Annotated in this window: 19 protein-coding genes; 9 read left to right on the forward strand and 10 right to left on the reverse strand. The window is 58.0% G+C overall.

Annotated features, from left to right (window positions below; all coding sequences use genetic code 11):
• Positions 1–60: 60 nt before the first annotated feature.
• The 5 genes from ACI77H_RS27235 to ACI77H_RS27255 form a co-directional block, all read right to left on the reverse strand.
• Positions 61–333, reverse strand: coding sequence for a hypothetical protein (locus tag ACI77H_RS27235; protein WP_407014822.1), 273 nt, complete (start codon positions 331–333; stop codon positions 61–63).
• Positions 334–595: 262 nt separating this feature from the next.
• On the reverse strand, positions 596–1,276 hold the full coding sequence (locus tag ACI77H_RS27240) for an SOS response-associated peptidase (protein ID WP_407014824.1): 681 nt from the start codon (positions 1,274–1,276) through the stop codon (positions 596–598).
• A gap of 125 nt (positions 1,277–1,401) precedes the next feature.
• A complete protein-coding gene (locus tag ACI77H_RS27245) occupies positions 1,402–2,115 on the reverse strand; it encodes an ABC transporter ATP-binding protein (RefSeq protein ID WP_407014826.1) in 714 nt (237 codons plus the stop codon).
• Positions 2,116–2,118: 3 nt separating this feature from the next.
• A complete protein-coding gene (locus tag ACI77H_RS27250) occupies positions 2,119–2,961 on the reverse strand; it encodes an ABC transporter permease (RefSeq protein ID WP_407014827.1) in 843 nt (280 codons plus the stop codon).
• A 64-nt stretch (positions 2,962–3,025) separates the two neighbouring features.
• Positions 3,026–4,012 (reverse strand): aliphatic sulfonate ABC transporter substrate-binding protein, encoded by a 987-nt coding sequence (locus ACI77H_RS27255; protein WP_407014829.1) that lies wholly within the window; start codon positions 4,010–4,012, stop codon positions 3,026–3,028.
• A 297-nt stretch (positions 4,013–4,309) separates the two neighbouring features.
• Here ACI77H_RS27255 and ACI77H_RS27260 point away from each other — a divergent pair, with 297 nt between their 5' ends.
• From ACI77H_RS27260 to ACI77H_RS27270, 3 genes are all read left to right on the forward strand, one after another.
• Positions 4,310–5,257, forward strand: a complete 948-nt coding sequence (locus tag ACI77H_RS27260) for an ABC transporter substrate-binding protein (RefSeq protein WP_407014831.1) — start codon at positions 4,310–4,312, stop codon at positions 5,255–5,257.
• Positions 5,258–5,357: 100 nt separating this feature from the next.
• Positions 5,358–6,257, forward strand: a complete 900-nt coding sequence (locus tag ACI77H_RS27265) for a polysaccharide deacetylase family protein (protein ID WP_407014833.1) — start codon at positions 5,358–5,360, stop codon at positions 6,255–6,257.
• A gap of 237 nt (positions 6,258–6,494) precedes the next feature.
• Positions 6,495–6,737, forward strand: coding sequence for a DUF1652 domain-containing protein (locus tag ACI77H_RS27270; protein ID WP_392888047.1), 243 nt, complete (start codon positions 6,495–6,497; stop codon positions 6,735–6,737).
• A 79-nt stretch (positions 6,738–6,816) separates the two neighbouring features.
• On the opposite strand, the gene ACI77H_RS27275 is transcribed toward ACI77H_RS27270, so the two are convergent.
• Complete coding sequence (locus ACI77H_RS27275) at positions 6,817–7,713, reverse strand: LysR family transcriptional regulator (RefSeq protein WP_407014835.1); 897 nt, start codon at positions 7,711–7,713, stop codon at positions 6,817–6,819.
• A gap of 124 nt (positions 7,714–7,837) precedes the next feature.
• On the opposite strand from ACI77H_RS27275, the gene ACI77H_RS27280 reads away from it, so the two are divergent.
• The 4 genes from ACI77H_RS27280 (at position 7,838) to ACI77H_RS27295 (ending at position 11,351) form a co-directional block, all read left to right on the forward strand.
• Positions 7,838–8,986, forward strand: coding sequence for a muconate cycloisomerase family protein (locus ACI77H_RS27280; protein WP_407014836.1), 1,149 nt, complete (start codon positions 7,838–7,840; stop codon positions 8,984–8,986).
• Positions 8,987–8,996: 10 nt separating this feature from the next.
• Positions 8,997–9,287 carry a muconolactone Delta-isomerase gene (catC, locus tag ACI77H_RS27285; protein WP_392888055.1) on the forward strand — a complete coding sequence of 97 codons (291 nt, stop codon included), beginning with the start codon at positions 8,997–8,999 and terminating at the stop codon, positions 9,285–9,287.
• Between the two features lie 51 nt (positions 9,288–9,338).
• Positions 9,339–10,268, forward strand: coding sequence for a catechol 1,2-dioxygenase (gene catA, locus ACI77H_RS27290; RefSeq protein WP_407014838.1), 930 nt, complete (start codon positions 9,339–9,341; stop codon positions 10,266–10,268).
• A gap of 123 nt (positions 10,269–10,391) precedes the next feature.
• Complete coding sequence (locus tag ACI77H_RS27295; RefSeq protein ID WP_407014839.1) at positions 10,392–11,351, forward strand: AraC family transcriptional regulator; 960 nt, start codon at positions 10,392–10,394, stop codon at positions 11,349–11,351.
• A 292-nt stretch (positions 11,352–11,643) separates the two neighbouring features.
• Here ACI77H_RS27295 and ACI77H_RS27300 read toward each other — a convergent pair whose 3' ends face one another.
• Genes ACI77H_RS27300 through ACI77H_RS27315 form a run of 4 tightly spaced genes read right to left on the reverse strand, consistent with a single transcriptional unit; the run spans position 11,644 to position 14,144 of the window.
• The gene (locus ACI77H_RS27300; protein ID WP_407014841.1) at positions 11,644–11,772 is read right to left on the reverse strand and encodes a hypothetical protein; all 129 of its coding nucleotides are present in this window, start codon (positions 11,770–11,772) and stop codon (positions 11,644–11,646) included.
• Positions 11,773–11,809: 37 nt separating this feature from the next.
• A complete protein-coding gene (locus tag ACI77H_RS27305) occupies positions 11,810–12,193 on the reverse strand; it encodes a hypothetical protein (RefSeq protein ID WP_407014843.1) in 384 nt (127 codons plus the stop codon).
• The gene (locus ACI77H_RS27310) at positions 12,190–13,662 is read right to left on the reverse strand and encodes a hypothetical protein (protein WP_407014845.1); all 1,473 of its coding nucleotides are present in this window, start codon (positions 13,660–13,662) and stop codon (positions 12,190–12,192) included. The genes ACI77H_RS27305 and ACI77H_RS27310 overlap by 4 nt, the downstream gene beginning before the upstream one ends.
• On the reverse strand, positions 13,659–14,144 hold the full coding sequence (locus ACI77H_RS27315) for an Hcp family type VI secretion system effector (RefSeq protein ID WP_407014846.1): 486 nt from the start codon (positions 14,142–14,144) through the stop codon (positions 13,659–13,661). Before ACI77H_RS27315 ends, ACI77H_RS27310 begins: the two co-directional genes overlap by 4 nt.
• 181 nt (positions 14,145–14,325) lie before the next feature.
• Here ACI77H_RS27315 and benA point away from each other — a divergent pair, with 181 nt between their 5' ends.
• Both benA and benB read left to right on the forward strand, forming a co-directional pair.
• Positions 14,326–15,687: a benzoate 1,2-dioxygenase large subunit gene (gene benA, locus ACI77H_RS27320; RefSeq protein ID WP_407014848.1), complete on the forward strand. Its 1,362-nt coding sequence runs from the start codon at positions 14,326–14,328 to the stop codon at positions 15,685–15,687.
• The gene (benB, locus tag ACI77H_RS27325) at positions 15,687–16,175 is read left to right on the forward strand and encodes a benzoate 1,2-dioxygenase small subunit (RefSeq protein ID WP_407014850.1); all 489 of its coding nucleotides are present in this window, start codon (positions 15,687–15,689) and stop codon (positions 16,173–16,175) included. Before benA ends, benB begins: the two co-directional genes overlap by 1 nt.
• The last annotated feature ends 3 nt before the right edge of the window (positions 16,176–16,178 follow it).

Here is a 16,178-nt window from a genome sequence, read left to right on the forward strand (position 1 = left end):
CAGAGTCGTTCGACGACGGGTTCGTTCAGTTCTTTTGCCAAACGGGTCCTGTGGGTCGTTTCAAGCGTCGTCCAGTTGCAATACATCAGGGTGCAACGCCCGATAGCCGAGGGTTTTGTCGATCCAGGCGTTCACTTCGTTGACCATGACCGGCGGCTTGCCCGGATAGTGTTTGAGCGTTGAACGCAAGGTGCCGTCTATTCCCGGAACTGATCGCAGGTTACGGGTCTTTATGTACTGCTCGATAAAACAGTCCAGCCGATAGTGCTCTGTCGTCGAAAGATAAACGCACTCCAGACCAACGACTTGATTGATTGCTAAATCGTCGCGCATTTAATTCTCTGTAAGGCTTGTTGTAGTAGGGATTTCCTTAGTTGTTGACTCTTTGGTCAACTAGGCAATGCCAATGGAAATGCGGCGCGCATGCTAGCCGTAGTTATTGTAAATGTATCGAGATGTCGGACAAGCGGTTGAGACAGCGAAGTGCCCTCTGTCTATATGTGTTTCTTGGGTGAAACAGTCTGTGTAACGTTGGCGTTATTTGTTTGCATAACTCACTGTCATTGATGCAAGTATTACTGTCGGTATTGATAAGTCATACACGTTCGTCAATCAACGACGCGTCTTGATTTCTCACGTTGCCTACGGCTTTGCCGACCTTGTACCACTCGAAAACCTCGCTGCCTTCCCCCTGAAACAAGGCCATCTGTTCCGCGCGTGCCAGGGGCGTGGCGGGATCGAGCCATTCCCGCGCCAGTTCCGGCGACAACACCACCGGCCGCCGGTCATGAATGTCGAGCATGCCACCGGCGCTGTCCGCGGTAATGATCACGAAACCGTCGTCGTCTCGCGGTTTCTCGCCATCTGCGGGAAACCGACCAATCGCAGCACAGAAAATCGGCGCGCGGTCCTGCCGACGGATGAGCCATGGCTGTCTCGTTGAATCCGGCGCATCGACCCATTCGAACCAATTATCGATCGGCACAATTGCGCGGTGCGGCCAGATTGCGCGGAAGAACGGGCCGTGGGCAACTTTCTCCACCCGCGCATTGATCGGCGCTGCACGGTCCTTCGCCCAGTGCGGCCGCCATCCCCAGCGCACCTTGTCCGCCCGGAGCCCATTACTATCGCGATGAAACAATGCGAGTTGATTCGTCGGCGCGGCGTTGTATCGAGCTAACGGTTCATCGCCGACATGGTTGATCAGCGCGTCGGGAATACTCAGCACCGCCACGAAGTCATGAATGCCCCGGTATTGCGAGAGTCTTCCGCACATCGACTGAACCTCCTGCTGGAGCCTTCAGCTTAGACGTTTGGCCTGTAGGAGCCCGGCTTGCCGGCGATGACGATTTGGCGGGTGCCATCGTCGGCAAGCCAGCTCTTACGGACCGAGGGGGCGGTTCAGATGACATGCGCCCGTTGCAACTCGGTCAACGACAACGCCTTCAATTGCGCCAGCAGCGGATCGCGCCGATCACGCGGATGGGACAGTTGCACCGCCAGTTCCTGGCGAATGCTGCTGGGGCGATTGTCCATGACCAGCACGCGATCGCTGAGGTACAGCGCTTCATCGACATCATGGGTCACCAGCAGCAGGGCGATGGCGTGACGCTCGGCCAGTTGCAGCAACAGGTCCTGCAGCTTCATCCGGGTGAAAGCGTCCACCGCGCTGAAAGGTTCGTCGAGTAACAGCACGTCGGGCCGCGAGTAGAGGCCGCGAGCAATCGCGACCCGCTGCGCCATGCCGCCGGAGAGCGCCTTGGGCAAGGCTTGCGCGAACCCGCTGAGGCCGACTTCATCGATCAGTTGCGCGACCCAGGCCTTGTCATATCGGTTGTCGGCGCTGAAACCGATGTTTTGCTCGACGGTTAGCCACGGCATCAATCGAGGTTCTTGAAACACGAACGCAACCTCACCGGTGCTGCGACTGAGTTCGCCCTGAAAGTCTTTTTCCAGGCCGGCGACGATCCGTAACAACGTGCTTTTTCCGCACCCGCTGGGGCCCAGCAGGCTGACGGTTTCCCGGTGCCGCAATTGCAGGTGAATATCCCTGAGCACCGTGGTGCTGGCGAAGGTTTTGCGCTCGACGCGAATGTCCAGCAGGTAATCGGTCATGGCTCAATCCTCTGCGCTTTGGCCGTTGAACGTGTCGCGCCACGCCAAAAAGCGTTTCTCCAGGCTGGCGAGAATGCCATCGCTGAGTTTGCCCAGCAGCGCCAGCACGATGATTGCCGCGAGCACGATGTCCGGGCGGGACGTCTCGCGTCCGTCACTGAGTAGATAACCCAACCCTTTGGTCGCAGCGATCAGCTCGGCGGCCACCAGAAACATCCACGCCAGGCTCATGCCGCTGCGCAACCCGGTAAACAGGCCGGGCAGGGCGGCGGGCAACAGAATCCGCCGGACTAGCCGCGTGCGACTGAAGCCATACATCTGCCCGACTTCCACCAGTTTGCGGTCGATGTCGCGAATCGCCGCGACGCCGTTGAGGTACACCGGGAAGAACGCGCCGATGGCAATCAGGACGATTTTCGAGGTTTCGTCGATGCCCAGCCACAGCAACAACAGTGGCACCCAGGCCAGGCTCGGAATCGAACGCAGGCCGGCGAAGGTGGGTTCCAGCCAGGCTTCGGCTTCACGGCTCAAACCGACCCACGCGGCAAACACCAGCGCCAGACCGGCACCGATGGCGAAACCGAGTAACACGCGCAACAGGCTGGCGCTGATGTGTTTCCACAGCGCGCCTTCGGCAAGGTCCCTCAAGGTCAGGGCGATTTCGCTGGGCGCCGGCATTTGGTAGGACGGTAGCCAGCCGATGCGTACGACAAATTCCAGCACCAGGAGCATCAGCACCGGCAACGCCAGACCTTTGAGACGCAGGCACCAGGCGTTGTTCAAGGACAGAGTGGCACGACGTGGCGTCGGCAGTTCGAGGGAGAGGTCTTTGCTTTTGCTGGTCATGGGGTTCTCCGGTCACGACGAATCCGCGACTGGCGCGGATTCGTTGCTATCCGTTGGCGATTATTTACTGACGGGCCACGGTTTCCTTGAAGCCGGTATCGATCAGCTGATCAATGACCTGATCGACATTCACCCCACGACGCACCAATTCCTCGGAGACCAGAATCGGCGCGGCGGCCTTGGAGGCGATCACATCCTTGGCGGTCAGTTGCGGACTGCTCAGGTCGGTCCGCGACAGTTGCAGCTTGGCCACTTCCAGCGGCAGACCTGATTCGCTAGCGAGCAGTTTCGCCAGTTCGTCAGGGTTTTTTACCGCCCAGTCGCGAGCCTTTTCGTACGCGTTCAGTACTGTTTCGATGGTTTGCGGGTGCTCTTTCGCATAAGTGTCGGTAACGCTGACCACGCCATAACTGTTGAATTGAGCGTTGCGATACAACAGGCGCGAACCGGCCTGGACCTGGCTGGCGGCCATGTGCGGATCGAGGCCGGCCCAGGCGTCGACATCGCCTTTTTCCAGGGCCGTGCGGCCATCCGGGTGTTGCAAGTGCACCAGTTCCACATCGTCTTTGCTCAATCCGGCCTGTTGCAGGCTGCGCAGGGTGAACAGGTACGGGTCGGTGCCTTTGGTGGCGGCGATTTTTTTGCCTTTGAGGTCGGCGACGGTCTTGTAGGGCGAATCCTTGCGCACCACCAGCGCAGTCCATTCGGCGCGGCTGTAGACGTAAACCGATTTGATCGGGCTGCCATTGGCGCGGCTGAGGACCGCGGCGAGGCTCGCGGAGGAGGCGAAATCGACGCCGCCGCTGTTGAGGTATTCCAGCGAGCGGTTGCTGCCCTGACTCAGCACCCAACTGACCTTGGTCTGTGGCAAGGCTTTCTCGAGAAATCCAAAGTGTTTGAGCACCAGGCTGACCGGCGAGTAATAGGCGTAATCCAGATGCACTTCGGCCGGCGGCGTTTCGGCGGCTTGCGCTGCGGGTTGCAGGCTCAAGGCCAGGGCGCAGGCGCTGAGCAGATACCTGACATTAGGAAAACGGAAGGTGGATTTCATGGGATCAGCTCCGGACAAGGCGTTGAGTTTCTTATGTCTAAAAATTCATTTTTTATAAATTTTTCCTGCGTAAAAGGAATATTGCAGGCTCTGTGCCATGTCTGGGGTATCAGGCGTTTTCAAGGGGGCAATGCGCGGGACGAAGCGCAAGGGTGTTGCAGTGCAAACAGTCTGTCGCCTCACTGTTGCCGGGTGAACAGTGTTGGCTCGCAGTCATGAGCTTATGCATAAATCGAATTTAAAAAGCATCCTGTAAGAGCGTTATGGTCTATGACATTCACCCTCAAGGAGCCCCCGATGAACCTGTCCAAATTTGTCCGCAGTGTGCTGACCAGCGCATTGTTTGCAGCACCAATGGCCTACGCCGCCGAGCCCGTCGTCCTGCATGTCGGTGATCAGAACTACTACAACGTGCGCGCCTCGGTGGAGGCTTCGGGCGTACTGGAAGGGGCGCCTTACACCGTCGACTGGAAGCACTTCCAGGCTGCTGCGCCGTTGGCCGAAGCATTGAACACCGGCGCGCTGGATGTGGGCTTTCTGGGTGATTCAGGCTTCCTGTTCCTCGCCGCCAAACAGGCACCGGTCAAGCTGATCGGCGTCTCGCGGCAGAACCCGGACACCATCGCCTTGCTCGTGCCCAAGGATTCTCCGGTCAAGACCATCCCCGACCTCAAGGGCAAGAAAGTCGCTTACTGGCCCGGCGCCTGGAGCCAGCAATTGACCCTGCGCGCCTTGCAACAAGCTGACCTGCCGGAAGACTACGTCGACTTCATCAAACTGATGCCGATCGATGCCGCCGCCGCGCTGCCTCAGGGCAGCATTGATGCCTTCCCGGTCTGGGAACCCTACATTTCCCAACAGATCCTGTTCTCCGGCGCCCGACCGATTCTCACCGCGAAGAACCTGATGCCAGGCCTCAGCGCCATCGCCGCTTCGACACCGTCGATCGACAGCAAGCGTGAAGCCATCGCCGACTTCCTGGTCCGCCTGAAAAAGGCGCGGGCCTGGGTCGACAACCACACCGATGAATATGCCGATCTGTGGGCGAAGAAGGCCAACCTCGACCAGAACGTTTCGCGTCACTGGTTGCGCCAGGCGCACATGACCGTGGGTCCGGTGGATGCGCAGGCCGCCAAGGACCTGCAAAGTACGGCGGATTTCCTGTTCAAGGTCAAAGCACTGCCGACGGCACTGGCGACCGCGCCGATTATCGACAACTCGTTCGAGCAGGCGTTTACCCAATAACCGAGCATGCCGGGCGGCACCGGAACCAAACTCTGTGTACCCTGATCCAACCTGCGCCCGCACACCTGTGCGGGCTCAACGGTCTGGCCCAAGGCACAACATGAAACAGCTGTTCAAGGTTCTCTGCGCACTTGCTATTGCCGTCGGGCTGGCGGGTTGCATCGCTGCTCCCATTGAAATGACGCCCCAGACCGAACAGCGTCTGCGCGCGCAAGCACCGATCCGGTTTCTGCTGACCTTCGACGACGGTCCCAGCGCGTCGAGCTTCTGGAACCCGACGATGACGATACTCGACAGTCTCGCCACCAACCCGGTGCAACCGAACCTCAAAGCGGTGTTCTTTGTGCAGACCGGCGCGCCACGGGCAGGCGACAGCGACATTGGCCGCGAGGTCATGCGCCGCGAGCATGCGGACGGGCAGATTCTCGGTTTCCACACCGGCACTCACTGGCACACCAATCATCGGTCCCTGAGCCCGCAAGCGCTGGAACAGTCGCTGACCAAAGGCAGCGCTGACATTGCCGCCATCACTGGCGCGCCGCCGACCCTGGTACGGCCGCCTTTCTGGAACTACGACAAACGGGTCTTCGCCGCGTATCAAAAGCACGGCATGCACGTGTTGCTTACCGACCTGAGCGCCAACGATGGCAAGATCTGGGGCTTCAACGCCAGCCCCAGGCGCCGGGCCAACATGCTGCGGCAGATGTCGGAGGTGCGTGAGCGCATCGCATTGGGTGAGTTGCCGACCGTAGAAGGGGTGATCCCGGTGGTGGTGACCTTCCATGACCTCAATCGCTACACCGCGCGGCATGCCCGCGAGTACCTGCAAATCCTGCTCGACAGCGCGCAGGCGACCGGCGTGAAAACGGCGCAGAAGCCGTTTTACGATGATCAGGCCGAACTGCAAAGGGCGGCGATGGCGCGCACTGTTCGCGATAGTTCGCAACCGGTGACATTGCCGGGGATCTGGAACTGGATCTGGGGAGCGGATGCGCAGTGATTAAAACACCGGATTCGCGGGCCCTTCGCCCGCAAAGCGGCTCCTGCAGGTAATCGCGGTGGCCCACATTTTTTCCTAAGCAGGTTTAGCGGGGCGTTATGACAAAAGGTATCAGTGCGTGATTTCTGAATTGGGACACAGATAACACTTCCCCCAATGTTCGCTGGCGCAGAACCGAAAAAGCGCAGCTATCCTCAACGGATCGAATCCGATCAACCGTCACGGAAGCGCCCAGTCATGGTTTCAGTTCCAGAACTTTGCCGCATTGTGGAGTCCGGTTTTCAACCGCTTTCCTGCGCCTGCACGGTGAACCCTGACGGGTCGCTACGGATCAAGGTTTTCGAGCGCGCCACCGGCAGGATTGATCTGCTGATCACCGGTGTGTCGCCCGCGCAATTGACGAGCGTTCGTGCCATCTCCAACCTGATTGGCGAACTGCGCACCGAAATGCGCGCCGGTCGCCGGGCGTTTGCCGGCTGACGAATAACCGCCAAATCCTGCAGGAGCCGGCTTGCTGGCGATGGCGATCTTGCGGACGCCATCGCCGGCAAGTCGGCGCCTACGGAGAGGCCAGCTGTTGCGGCAGTAATTCATCGATCATCCGCAAGCAATGATTCAACCCCGGCGAGACATCGCCCACGCGCCTGCTGAGAATAATCGGCGAGGTCGCGTTGTCTTCCAGCAGTGCCGTGAAACCGATGTCGTCGCGGTGCAGCAATTGCACCGAGGCCGGCACCAGGGTGACGCCGATTCCCGCGCCCACCAGGCCGATGGCGGTTTGCAGCTCGTTGGTCCACTGCGCCACGTGAATGCTCACGCCATAGGACTCGAACAACCCGATCACATGGTCGGCGTAGCTCGGGCGCGGGTTGCCGGGGTACAGCACGAAAGGTTCTTTCGCCAGTTCGCGCAGGCTGATCGGCCCGGCCAACAGCGGATGGCCGGCGGGCAGGGCGGCCACCAGGCGGTCTTCGGTCAACACGGTCTGGATGATGGCCGGGTCGTCGATGCGAATGCGGCCGAAACCAATATCGATCCGTCCGGCCTTGAGCGCCTGCACCTGTTGCAGGGTGGTCATTTCCGAGAGCCCCAGTTCCAGTTCCAGGGGCTCGCCGCTGCGCAAACGGCGAATCAGTTCCGGCAGCACGCCATACAGGGTCGACGGCGCAAAACCGATGCCCAACCAGGTTTTTTCACCTAGCCCGATGCGTCGCGTGTTGTCACAGACCTTGCCCAGTTGTTCGAGCAGGGCCGTGCTGTGCTCATGGAAAAACCGCCCGGCATCGGTCAGCTTCAGCGGCCGCCCGCGTTCCAGCAACAACACCCCGAGTTCATCCTCCAGTTGCTGAATCTGCCGGCTCAGCGGCGGCTGGGCGATGTGCAGCAGCTCGGCGGCGCGGGTGAAGTTGAGGGTTTGAGCCAACACCTGAAAATACCGCAGGTGACGCAGTTCCATGAGGCCTCCATAAAGCAGTTTGCATACCTTAAAGGTATCAAGTCAGACCAATTCTATATTGGCGTCACGAAAAAAGCCGTACCAGAATCGGTTCCAGAACTTTAAGAACCTGACGGGTATCGACATGCTTGCAACTGCCATTGAATCGATCGAGACGATCATCGTCGATCTGCCGACCATCCGTCCGCACAAGCTGGCGATGCACACCATGCAGAACCAGACGCTGGTGATCATTCGCGTGCGTTGCGCCGATGGCATCGAAGGCATTGGCGAATCCACCACCATCGGTGGCCTGGCGTATGGCAATGAAAGCCCGGACAGCATCAAGACCAACATTGACCGACACTTCGCGCCGCTGCTGCTCGGTCAGGATAGCGCCAACGTCAACGCCGCGATGTTGCGCCTGGAGCGCAGCATCCGCGGCAACACCTTCGCCAAGTCAGGTATCGAAACCGCGCTGCTCGACGCCCAGGGCAAACGCCTCGGTCTGCCGGTCAGCGAACTGCTGGGTGGCCGGGTTCGGGATGCGCTGCCAGTGGCCTGGACCCTGGCCAGCGGTGACACCGACAAGGACATCGCCGAAGCGGAAAAAATGCTCGACCTGCGCCGCCACCGCATCTTCAAACTGAAAATCGGTGCCGGCGAAGTCAACCGCGATCTGGCCCACGTGATCGCGATCAAAAAGGCCCTCGGCGATCGCGCCAGCGTGCGGGTCGACGTCAATCAGGCCTGGGACGAAGCTGTCGCGTTGCGCGCCTGCCGGATTCTCGGCAGCAACGGCATCGATCTGATCGAACAGCCGATTTCGCGCAATAACCGCTCGGGCATGGCGCGGCTGAATGCGGTGAGCCCGGCGCCGATCATGGCCGACGAATCCATCGAATGCGTGGAAGATGCGTTCAACCTGGCCCGTGAAGGCGCAGCCTCGGTGTTCGCCCTGAAGATTGCCAAGAACGGCGGCCCACGTGCCGTGCTGCGTACCGCTGCTATCGCCGAAGCAGCCGGCATCGGTCTGTATGGCGGCACTATGCTTGAAGGTGGCATCGGCACCCTGGCCTCGGCCCATGCCTTTGTCACCCTGAACAAACTGGCGTGGGACACTGAGCTGTTCGGTCCGCTGCTGTTGACCGAAGACATTCTCAGCGAACCGCTGGTCTATCGCGATTTTGAGCTGCACGTGCCGAAGACGCCGGGGCTGGGCCTGAACCTCGATGAAGAGCGCCTGGCGTTCTTCCGTCGCGACAAAACCTCTACTGCCATTCATCAAGCCTGAGGAGAGCATTATGCTGTTCCACGTAAAAATGACCGTGAACCTGCCGGTCGACATGAATCCCGAAGCAGCCGCCAAGCTGAAGGCTGACGAAAAAGCCCTGGCCCAGCGACTGCAAGACCAAGGCAAGTGGCGTCACTTGTGGCGCATCGCCGGGCTCTACGCCAATTACAGCGTGTTCGATGTCGACAGCGTTCAAGAGCTGCACGACCTGCTCATGCAATTGCCGCTTTACCCATACATGGCGATCGAAGTCACCGCGATGTGCCGGCATCCTTCTTCCATCCGCGAGGATGACCGCTGAACCCAGTTTGTTCAGTTCGCCAAGCTAATAATTACAAGATGAGGAACCACCATGAACGTCAAGATTTCCCACACTGCCAGCGCCCAGAAGTTTCTCGAAGAGGCCAGCGGCCTGCACAACGACGCCGGCGATCCACGCACCAAAGCCTTGGTCTACCGCATCCTGCGTGACTCGGTGAACATCATCGAAGACCTCGCCGTGACCCCGGAAGAATTCTGGAAAGCCGTCAACTACCTCAACGTGTTGGGCGCGCGTCAGGAAGCGGGTCTGGTGGTGGCCGGGCTCGGTCTGGAACATTACCTGGACCTGCTGATGGACGCCGAAGACGAGCAGGCCGGCAAGGCTGGCGGCACGCCGCGGACCATCGAAGGTCCGCTGTACGTGGCCGGTGCGCCGTTGTCGCAAGGTGAAGCGCGTCTCGATGATGGAGTCGATCCGGGTGTGACGCTGTTCATGCAGGGCCGCGTGTTCAACACCGCCGGCGAACCGTTGGCCGGCGCCGTGGTGGATGTCTGGCACGCCAATACCGGCGGCACTTATTCGTACTTCGATACCACTCAATCGGAGTTCAACCTGCGCCGCCGCATCGTCACCGACGCCGAAGGTCGCTACCGCTTCCGCAGCATCGTGCCGTCGGGCTACGGCTGCCCGCCGGACGGTCCGACCCAGCAACTGCTCGATCAATTGGGTCGTCACGGCCAGCGTCCGGCGCACGTGCACTTCTTCATCTCGGCGCCGCATCATCGTCACCTGACCACCCAGATCAACCTTGATGGCGACCAATACCTGCACGACGATTTCGCCTACGCCACCCGTGACGAGCTGATCGCGAAAATCACCTTCAGCGATGATCAACAACGCGCAGCGGCGCATGGTGTCAGCGGTCGTTTTGCTGAAATCGAATTCGACTTCACCTTGCAGTCATCCGCCCAGCCGCAAGAGCAGCAGCGTCACGAGCGAGTTCGCGCACTCGAGGACTGATCACTTCGAACGGCGGGACCTGGCCACGAGATAACCTACCGTTTATCTCGTGGCTTTCTGCGTTAACGTGGCGCAGCCCTAGAATGGCTCTACGCAACCTATAACAACAACGAGAGTGACCCGATGATGCAAGCGCAACTTTTGAGTCAGCGCAGCTCCGTATTCGACCAAGCCGACCCTTACGCGGTGTCGGGCTACGTCAATCAGCATGTCGGTAATCATTGCATCCTGATGCCCCGCGCCGGGCATCCGCTGGCCAGTCTCAATCACCGCAAATTTGCCAGTCTCGACCTCTGCCGTATCAGCTACGGCGGCAGCGTTCGCGTCACCTCCGGCGCACTGGAAAGCATCTATCACCTGCAAGTGCTGCTGCGCGGCAATTGCCTGTGGCGCGGTCACGGTCAGGAGCATTACTTCGCGCCCGGCGAGTTGCTGCTGATCAATCCCGACGATCCGGTGGACCTGACGTACTCTGACGATTGCGAAAAATTCATCCTCAAAGTCCCCACGACGTTGCTTGAGTCCGTGTGCGACGAACAGCGCTGGCGCTATCCGGGGCAGGGCGTGCGGTTTCTGGAGAACCGTTATCAGCTCAACGAGCTGGAAGGGTTTGTCGGACTGCTGGCGATGATTTGCCAGGAAGCCGAGGCCACCGAGCAGATTCCCAAAGTGCAGGAGCACTACGCACAGATCATCGTCAGCAAGATGCTCAGCCTGATGCAGACCAATGTCAGCCGTATCAGCCTTGGTTCACAGACCGCCACGTTCGAAGTGATTGCCGACTACATCGCGCGCAACCTCAAGCAGGACATCGACAGCGAAGAATTGGCGCGACAAGCGCGGATGAGCCTGCGTTCGCTGTATGGCTTGTTCGAACGCAACGCTGGCACTACGCCGAAAAACTACATTCGGCAAAAGCGCCTTGAGCGCATTAATGCGTGCCTGATCGACCCGACCTGCAATGTGCGCAATGTCACGGAAGTGGCGATGGATTATGGGTTTCTGCATTTGGGGCGGTTTTCGGATAACTACCGCAAGCAGTTTGGGGAGTTGCCTTCGGATACGCTGAAGCGGCGGGAGTGATTCGCTCGTAAAAGGTTCTCGCGACAGGGGATTTTTCAGACGAGTTCTAGTTCAGCAACTGCGGCAAGGCCGGCCATTACGATTAAAAACGTCCACCCGAGCCAATATAGGGTGACCAAAATTCGTCTCAGACCTGGGGGGAAGTTCCTCAGATCATCCTCGTTGGCACCTCCATTGCGTAGAGAAAGGCGAGGCAGAGCTAGGGCGCTCATTATTTTTCCCATCAAAACTAAATTTGCTCTAGCTCCTTGGTTTCTGAGGTCTCTCCGATTAATAACCGCACGGCAGTTCTTCAGGTGATCCAAAATAAAATCCTTTTGCTATAAGCGAGATAGAGCACTGTGCCGATAAATATAAATGCGCCTCCGAAGTCGATTAGGCCAATGGCGAGATATATTTTTTCAGCAGTATTCAGGTTCACTCAACAAACTCCTGATTTTCGGCATTTCAATCTGCTGTTAATAAAAAAGTCCAGATCTGTCGATGAGTACGAGTACAACTAGTGCAGCTAATAGTCCCAGTACGCTCCAGTGCAAAATTATCAATTTGCGTTTCAATAATTGGGGGAGATCGCGTAAATCGTCTGGGCTTAATTCACCCCTGTTAAGATAAAATCCGGGAAAAGCGATGATCCCGGAAATTCCGCCGACGAGCATCAGTTTCCCCCAAGGACCACCATGTCTGAGCGGCACGCGGTTCATGATCGCTGTGCAGTTTTTCAGGTGTTCTAAAATCAGATCAAGCTTCGTGTACGCTATATGTAACGTTACACCGATCCAAACATATAAACATAGGATCACCACGCCGCACGAATAGCCGATAAACTGCGCGATAGGATTCATTTTGTATTCTCGTATATAACTTGCCCTAGTGTTTCTCCACCCTTTCCGCCGAAAAAACCACCTGCAAACGATCCTGCGCCCACTACTAATAGTCCGCATGTAAGTGCGGCTGTTCCGCCGGTAGGCACTGCTAACGCCGCACACACCCAACCTACGGTAGAACCGGCCATTGCTGCGGAAGCGGCTGCACCGCCCGCGACGCCACCAATAAAGCCACCGGCTTCTATGAATTTCACTACTTCGCAGGCATCCGTTCTGCCTTGAGCGCAGACGCCTTGAACTTTGATCACTGAAGCCCCACCACCCACCGCGGTACCAATCCAACCGCCATATTTCACGTACTTCGCCGCTTTAGAAACGGCATCAATATGCGTGGCATAACCGGGAATCTGTCCAACGGCCCCGGCTTTTCTCCACCGATGAACAAGACTTTTAGTCGATAGGCCCAACGCGTTTTTCAGATTGGGATGATCCGGAAAGCCGATGCTCTTTTTTGTCAGTTTGGTTAGCTGAACGTCCAGCTGAGCCAGTAGGCGTTTGCGTTCGGCATAGAACTCGGCGGACTTCAGGTGACCCTTGGTTTGAAAGGTCCGGGTATGCAAACTCTCGATGTCACTTAGAATGCCGCTAACGTCTTTCAGATTCTTCGAGAACATCGCCAGCCCGGCACTAGCCCCGAGTGACCCCTTGGAAATCAGGAACGCAATCTCGTCATAGTGACGCGCCATGAAATCAGCCTCTTCCGAACTCAGCGGTTCCAAGGCTCTGTTTACATTGCCCGCTGCCTGCATCAACAACGCTTCTTCGAAAGTACACAGATGATTGTTCGGATCGCTCAGAACAATCATCGTCCCGGCTTTCACCTGATCCAGGTTCGGGTTCAGGGCCTTGAATTTGGCGATGACGGCGGGGGAGGCTGAAGTGAAAAGCTGAGCTTCGAGTTTGTCAGCTGTCGTGCTTCTGGGAACGACATAGAAACCGGGGTCTTCTTGCGGGACTTCCGCCGGCCACAGCTCTTGAGGAAAAAACTTTAGATCCGAAACTGGATGCGGCGAAGAGGCTGCCTTCAATACATTGGGCGAATTCGCGGCAGTCCACTTGAGGTTTTGCGCATGGACAAAGCGCAACAAGCGCTCCGGGTCAGGTTTTAATACAGGCTGAGTGAGCGTCGAGGTCGGTGTTCTTTTAAGCCGTGCAGTCATCGCGCCCTGAGCATTTCGCGCGACGGCTTGCGATTGGATCAGCAGGTCGCGTTGTTCTTGCAGAAGCGCCTGTATGCCTTGCTTCGGCGTTATATTGCCTAGCGCGACATCATCGGTAATGCGCTTCGCGTAATACGCAATTTCCCGATTGAACTGTCCCCGCGCCGCGCCTTGGGCAAGATGTCGAGCGCTGACAGTATGGGCTTGCCCGACCAGCTTCCCGGCAGCGCTGGTGACGTCCGCAAGGTCAATCCGGTTCGAATTCATCCTTCTTCGCCCCACGAACTGTAACCGGCGGTTTTAGCCAGATGGTGGGTCCACGCGATGTCGCGGTAACGAATGGCCACCTGCTCTTGTGGTTCGGCGTCGTTTTGAAAAATGGCGTGAGGCACTTCAAGCGTCAGGTCGACAATGACCCCTCCATTGATCGACACGGTGTAGAACTTTTCCTGCATGCCAGAGGACGACACGCGGTAAAAACAGATCGTGCAGTTGATTTCCTCTCTGTTTGAAAGCGCTTGAGCCAGTAGTGGTGATGATTTGTCGACCGCTTTGGTGATGATGATCGGGCTGTGCGTCGAGCTGTTGATGTTGCCGATGTTGGCCATGTTGTGGCTGTAAGACAGCACCATGATTTCGTCGGTGTGCGCAGCCTGAAATTTGTTGCCAATAGAGTCCTGGGTTGAACAGCCCGCTGAAATCAATCCTTGAGCTTTTCCGTTTATGGTCATGTAACCGTGATTAGCCATAGAACCACTCCTTGTAGTCAGGCGCGCAGTCTATGGCACAAGTTGTAAGCAGTTATGTAGTCCGATTCCGAAAATACGTTCTGCACTAAATGGATAAAGATCTGCACCCAGCGGATAGTTCACCCCATTGCCCCGTCCTAGCATGAGCCTTGCCTGAACAATAACAATGGAGGCGGCGGCCATGACCCTGCGACCCGAATATCTTCAATCCCTGCTTGAGGACGATCCAGAACAAGGCATCTACCGCTGCAAGCGCGAGATGTTCACCGACCCGCGGCTGTTCGACCTTGAGATGGAACACATCTTCGAAGGCAACTGGCTGTACCTGGCGCACGAAAGCCAGATCCCCAACAAAAACGATTTCTACACCACCACCATGGGGCGCCAGTCGATCTTTATCGCGCGCAACAAGGACGGTGAGCTCAACGCTTTTATCAATGCCTGCAGTCACCGTGGCGCGATGCTCTGCCGACACAAATCCGGCAACAAGAGCTCGTACACCTGCCCGTTCCACGGCTGGACCTTCAACAATTCCGGCAAACTGCTGAAGGTCAAAGACCCGGCAGCGGCCGGCTACCCGGCGAGCTTCAACTGCGAAGGCTCCCACGACCTGACCAAAGTCGCCCGTTTCGAATCCTATCGCGGCTTCCTGTTCGGCAGCCTCAAGGCCGATGTGGTGCCGCTGGTTGAGCATTTGGGCGAGTCGGCGAAGATCATCGACATGATCGTCGACCAGTCCGCCGACGGCCTGGAAGTGCTGCGCGGTTCGTCCAGCTACATCTACGAAGGCAACTGGAAACTCACCGCCGAAAACGGTGCCGACGGTTATCACGTCAGCTCGGTGCACTGGAACTACGCCGCCACCCAGAACCAGCGCAAACAGCGCGAGGCCGGCGACAGCAATCCGACCATGAGCGCCGGCAGTTGGGCCAAGCAGGGCGGCGGTTTCTATTCCTTCGACAAAGGCCACATGTTGCTCTGGACCCGTTGGGCCAACCCGGAAGATCGCCCGCTGTATGAACGCCGCGACGAACTGGCCCAGGACTTCGGCCAGGCCCGCGCCGACTGGATGATCGAAAACTCGCGCAACCTGTGCCTGTACCCGAACGTGTACCTGATGGACCAGTTCAGTTCGCAGATCCGTATCGCTCGGCCGATTTCGGTCAACCGCACGGAAATCACCATTTACTGCATCGCCCCCAAAGGCGAAAGCGATCACGCCCGTTCGAGCCGGATTCGGCAGTACGAGGATTTCTTCAATGTCAGCGGCATGGCCACGCCGGACGATCTGGAAGAGTTTCGCTCCTGTCAGACCGGCTATCAGGGCAGCGTGACCGGCTGGAACGACATGTCCCGTGGCGCCGAGCACTGGGTCGAAGGCGCCGATGATGCGGCGAAGGAAATCGACTTGCATCCGTTGCTCAGCGGCGTGCGTACCGAGGACGAAGGCCTGTTCGTGCTGCAGCACAAATACTGGCAGCAGACCATGCTCAAGGCACTGGCCGCCGAGCAATCGAAGCTGATTGCCGTGGAGACCGTGTAATGACCATCATCTATGAAACCGTGCGCGATTTTCTCTACCGCGAAGCGCGCTACCTCGATGATCGGCAATGGGACGAATGGCTGGAGTTGTACGCCCCGGATGCGACGTTCTGGATGCCGTCCTGGGACGACAACGACGAACTGACCGAAGACCCGCAACGGGAAATCTCGCTAATCTGGTACGGCAACCGCACGGGTCTGGAAGACCGCATCTTCCGCATCAAGACCGAGCGTTCCAGCGCCACCGTGCCGGACACTCGTACCTCGCACAACATCAGCAACATCGAGTTGCTGGAACAGGCTGACGGCCTCTGCAAAGTGCGCTTCAACTGGCACACGCTGAGCTTTCGCTACAAGACCGTCGACAGCTATTTCGGCAGCAGTTTCTACACCCTCGATGTACGCGGCGAAAACCCGCTGATCAAGGCCAAGAAAGTGATCCTGAAGAACGACTACGTTCGTCAGGTCATCGATGTTTACCACCTGTGAGGC

Origin of the sequence: Pseudomonas sp. O230 (assembly GCF_045447035.1) — a bacterium.
GTDB lineage: Bacteria > Pseudomonadota > Gammaproteobacteria > Pseudomonadales > Pseudomonadaceae > Aquipseudomonas.

Bases quoted from the DNA above. Each gene is read 5' to 3' on its own strand.
- ACI77H_RS27235 (WP_407014822.1), bottom strand. From the start codon at position 333: ATGCGCGACGATTTAGCAATCAATCAAGTCGTTGGTCTGGAGTGCGTT.
- ACI77H_RS27240 (WP_407014824.1), bottom strand. From the start codon at position 1,276: ATGTGCGGAAGACTCTCGCAATACCGGGGCATTCATGACTTCGTGGCG.
- ACI77H_RS27245 (WP_407014826.1), bottom strand. From the start codon at position 2,115: ATGACCGATTACCTGCTGGACATTCGCGTCGAGCGCAAAACCTTCGCC.
- ACI77H_RS27250 (WP_407014827.1), bottom strand. From the start codon at position 2,961: ATGACCAGCAAAAGCAAAGACCTCTCCCTCGAACTGCCGACGCCACGT.
- ACI77H_RS27255 (WP_407014829.1), bottom strand. From the start codon at position 4,012: ATGAAATCCACCTTCCGTTTTCCTAATGTCAGGTATCTGCTCAGCGCC.
- ACI77H_RS27260 (WP_407014831.1), top strand. From the start codon at position 4,310: ATGAACCTGTCCAAATTTGTCCGCAGTGTGCTGACCAGCGCATTGTTT.
- ACI77H_RS27265 (WP_407014833.1), top strand. From the start codon at position 5,358: ATGAAACAGCTGTTCAAGGTTCTCTGCGCACTTGCTATTGCCGTCGGG.
- ACI77H_RS27270 (WP_392888047.1), top strand. From the start codon at position 6,495: ATGGTTTCAGTTCCAGAACTTTGCCGCATTGTGGAGTCCGGTTTTCAA.
- ACI77H_RS27275 (WP_407014835.1), bottom strand. From the start codon at position 7,713: ATGGAACTGCGTCACCTGCGGTATTTTCAGGTGTTGGCTCAAACCCTC.
- ACI77H_RS27280 (WP_407014836.1), top strand. From the start codon at position 7,838: ATGCTTGCAACTGCCATTGAATCGATCGAGACGATCATCGTCGATCTG.
- catC (WP_392888055.1), top strand. From the start codon at position 8,997: ATGCTGTTCCACGTAAAAATGACCGTGAACCTGCCGGTCGACATGAAT.
- catA (WP_407014838.1), top strand. From the start codon at position 9,339: ATGAACGTCAAGATTTCCCACACTGCCAGCGCCCAGAAGTTTCTCGAA.
- ACI77H_RS27295 (WP_407014839.1), top strand. From the start codon at position 10,392: ATGATGCAAGCGCAACTTTTGAGTCAGCGCAGCTCCGTATTCGACCAA.
- ACI77H_RS27305 (WP_407014843.1), bottom strand. From the start codon at position 12,193: ATGAATCCTATCGCGCAGTTTATCGGCTATTCGTGCGGCGTGGTGATC.
- ACI77H_RS27310 (WP_407014845.1), bottom strand. From the start codon at position 13,662: ATGAATTCGAACCGGATTGACCTTGCGGACGTCACCAGCGCTGCCGGG.
- ACI77H_RS27315 (WP_407014846.1), bottom strand. From the start codon at position 14,144: ATGGCTAATCACGGTTACATGACCATAAACGGAAAAGCTCAAGGATTG.
- benA (WP_407014848.1), top strand. From the start codon at position 14,326: ATGACCCTGCGACCCGAATATCTTCAATCCCTGCTTGAGGACGATCCA.
- benB (WP_407014850.1), top strand. From the start codon at position 15,687: ATGACCATCATCTATGAAACCGTGCGCGATTTTCTCTACCGCGAAGCG.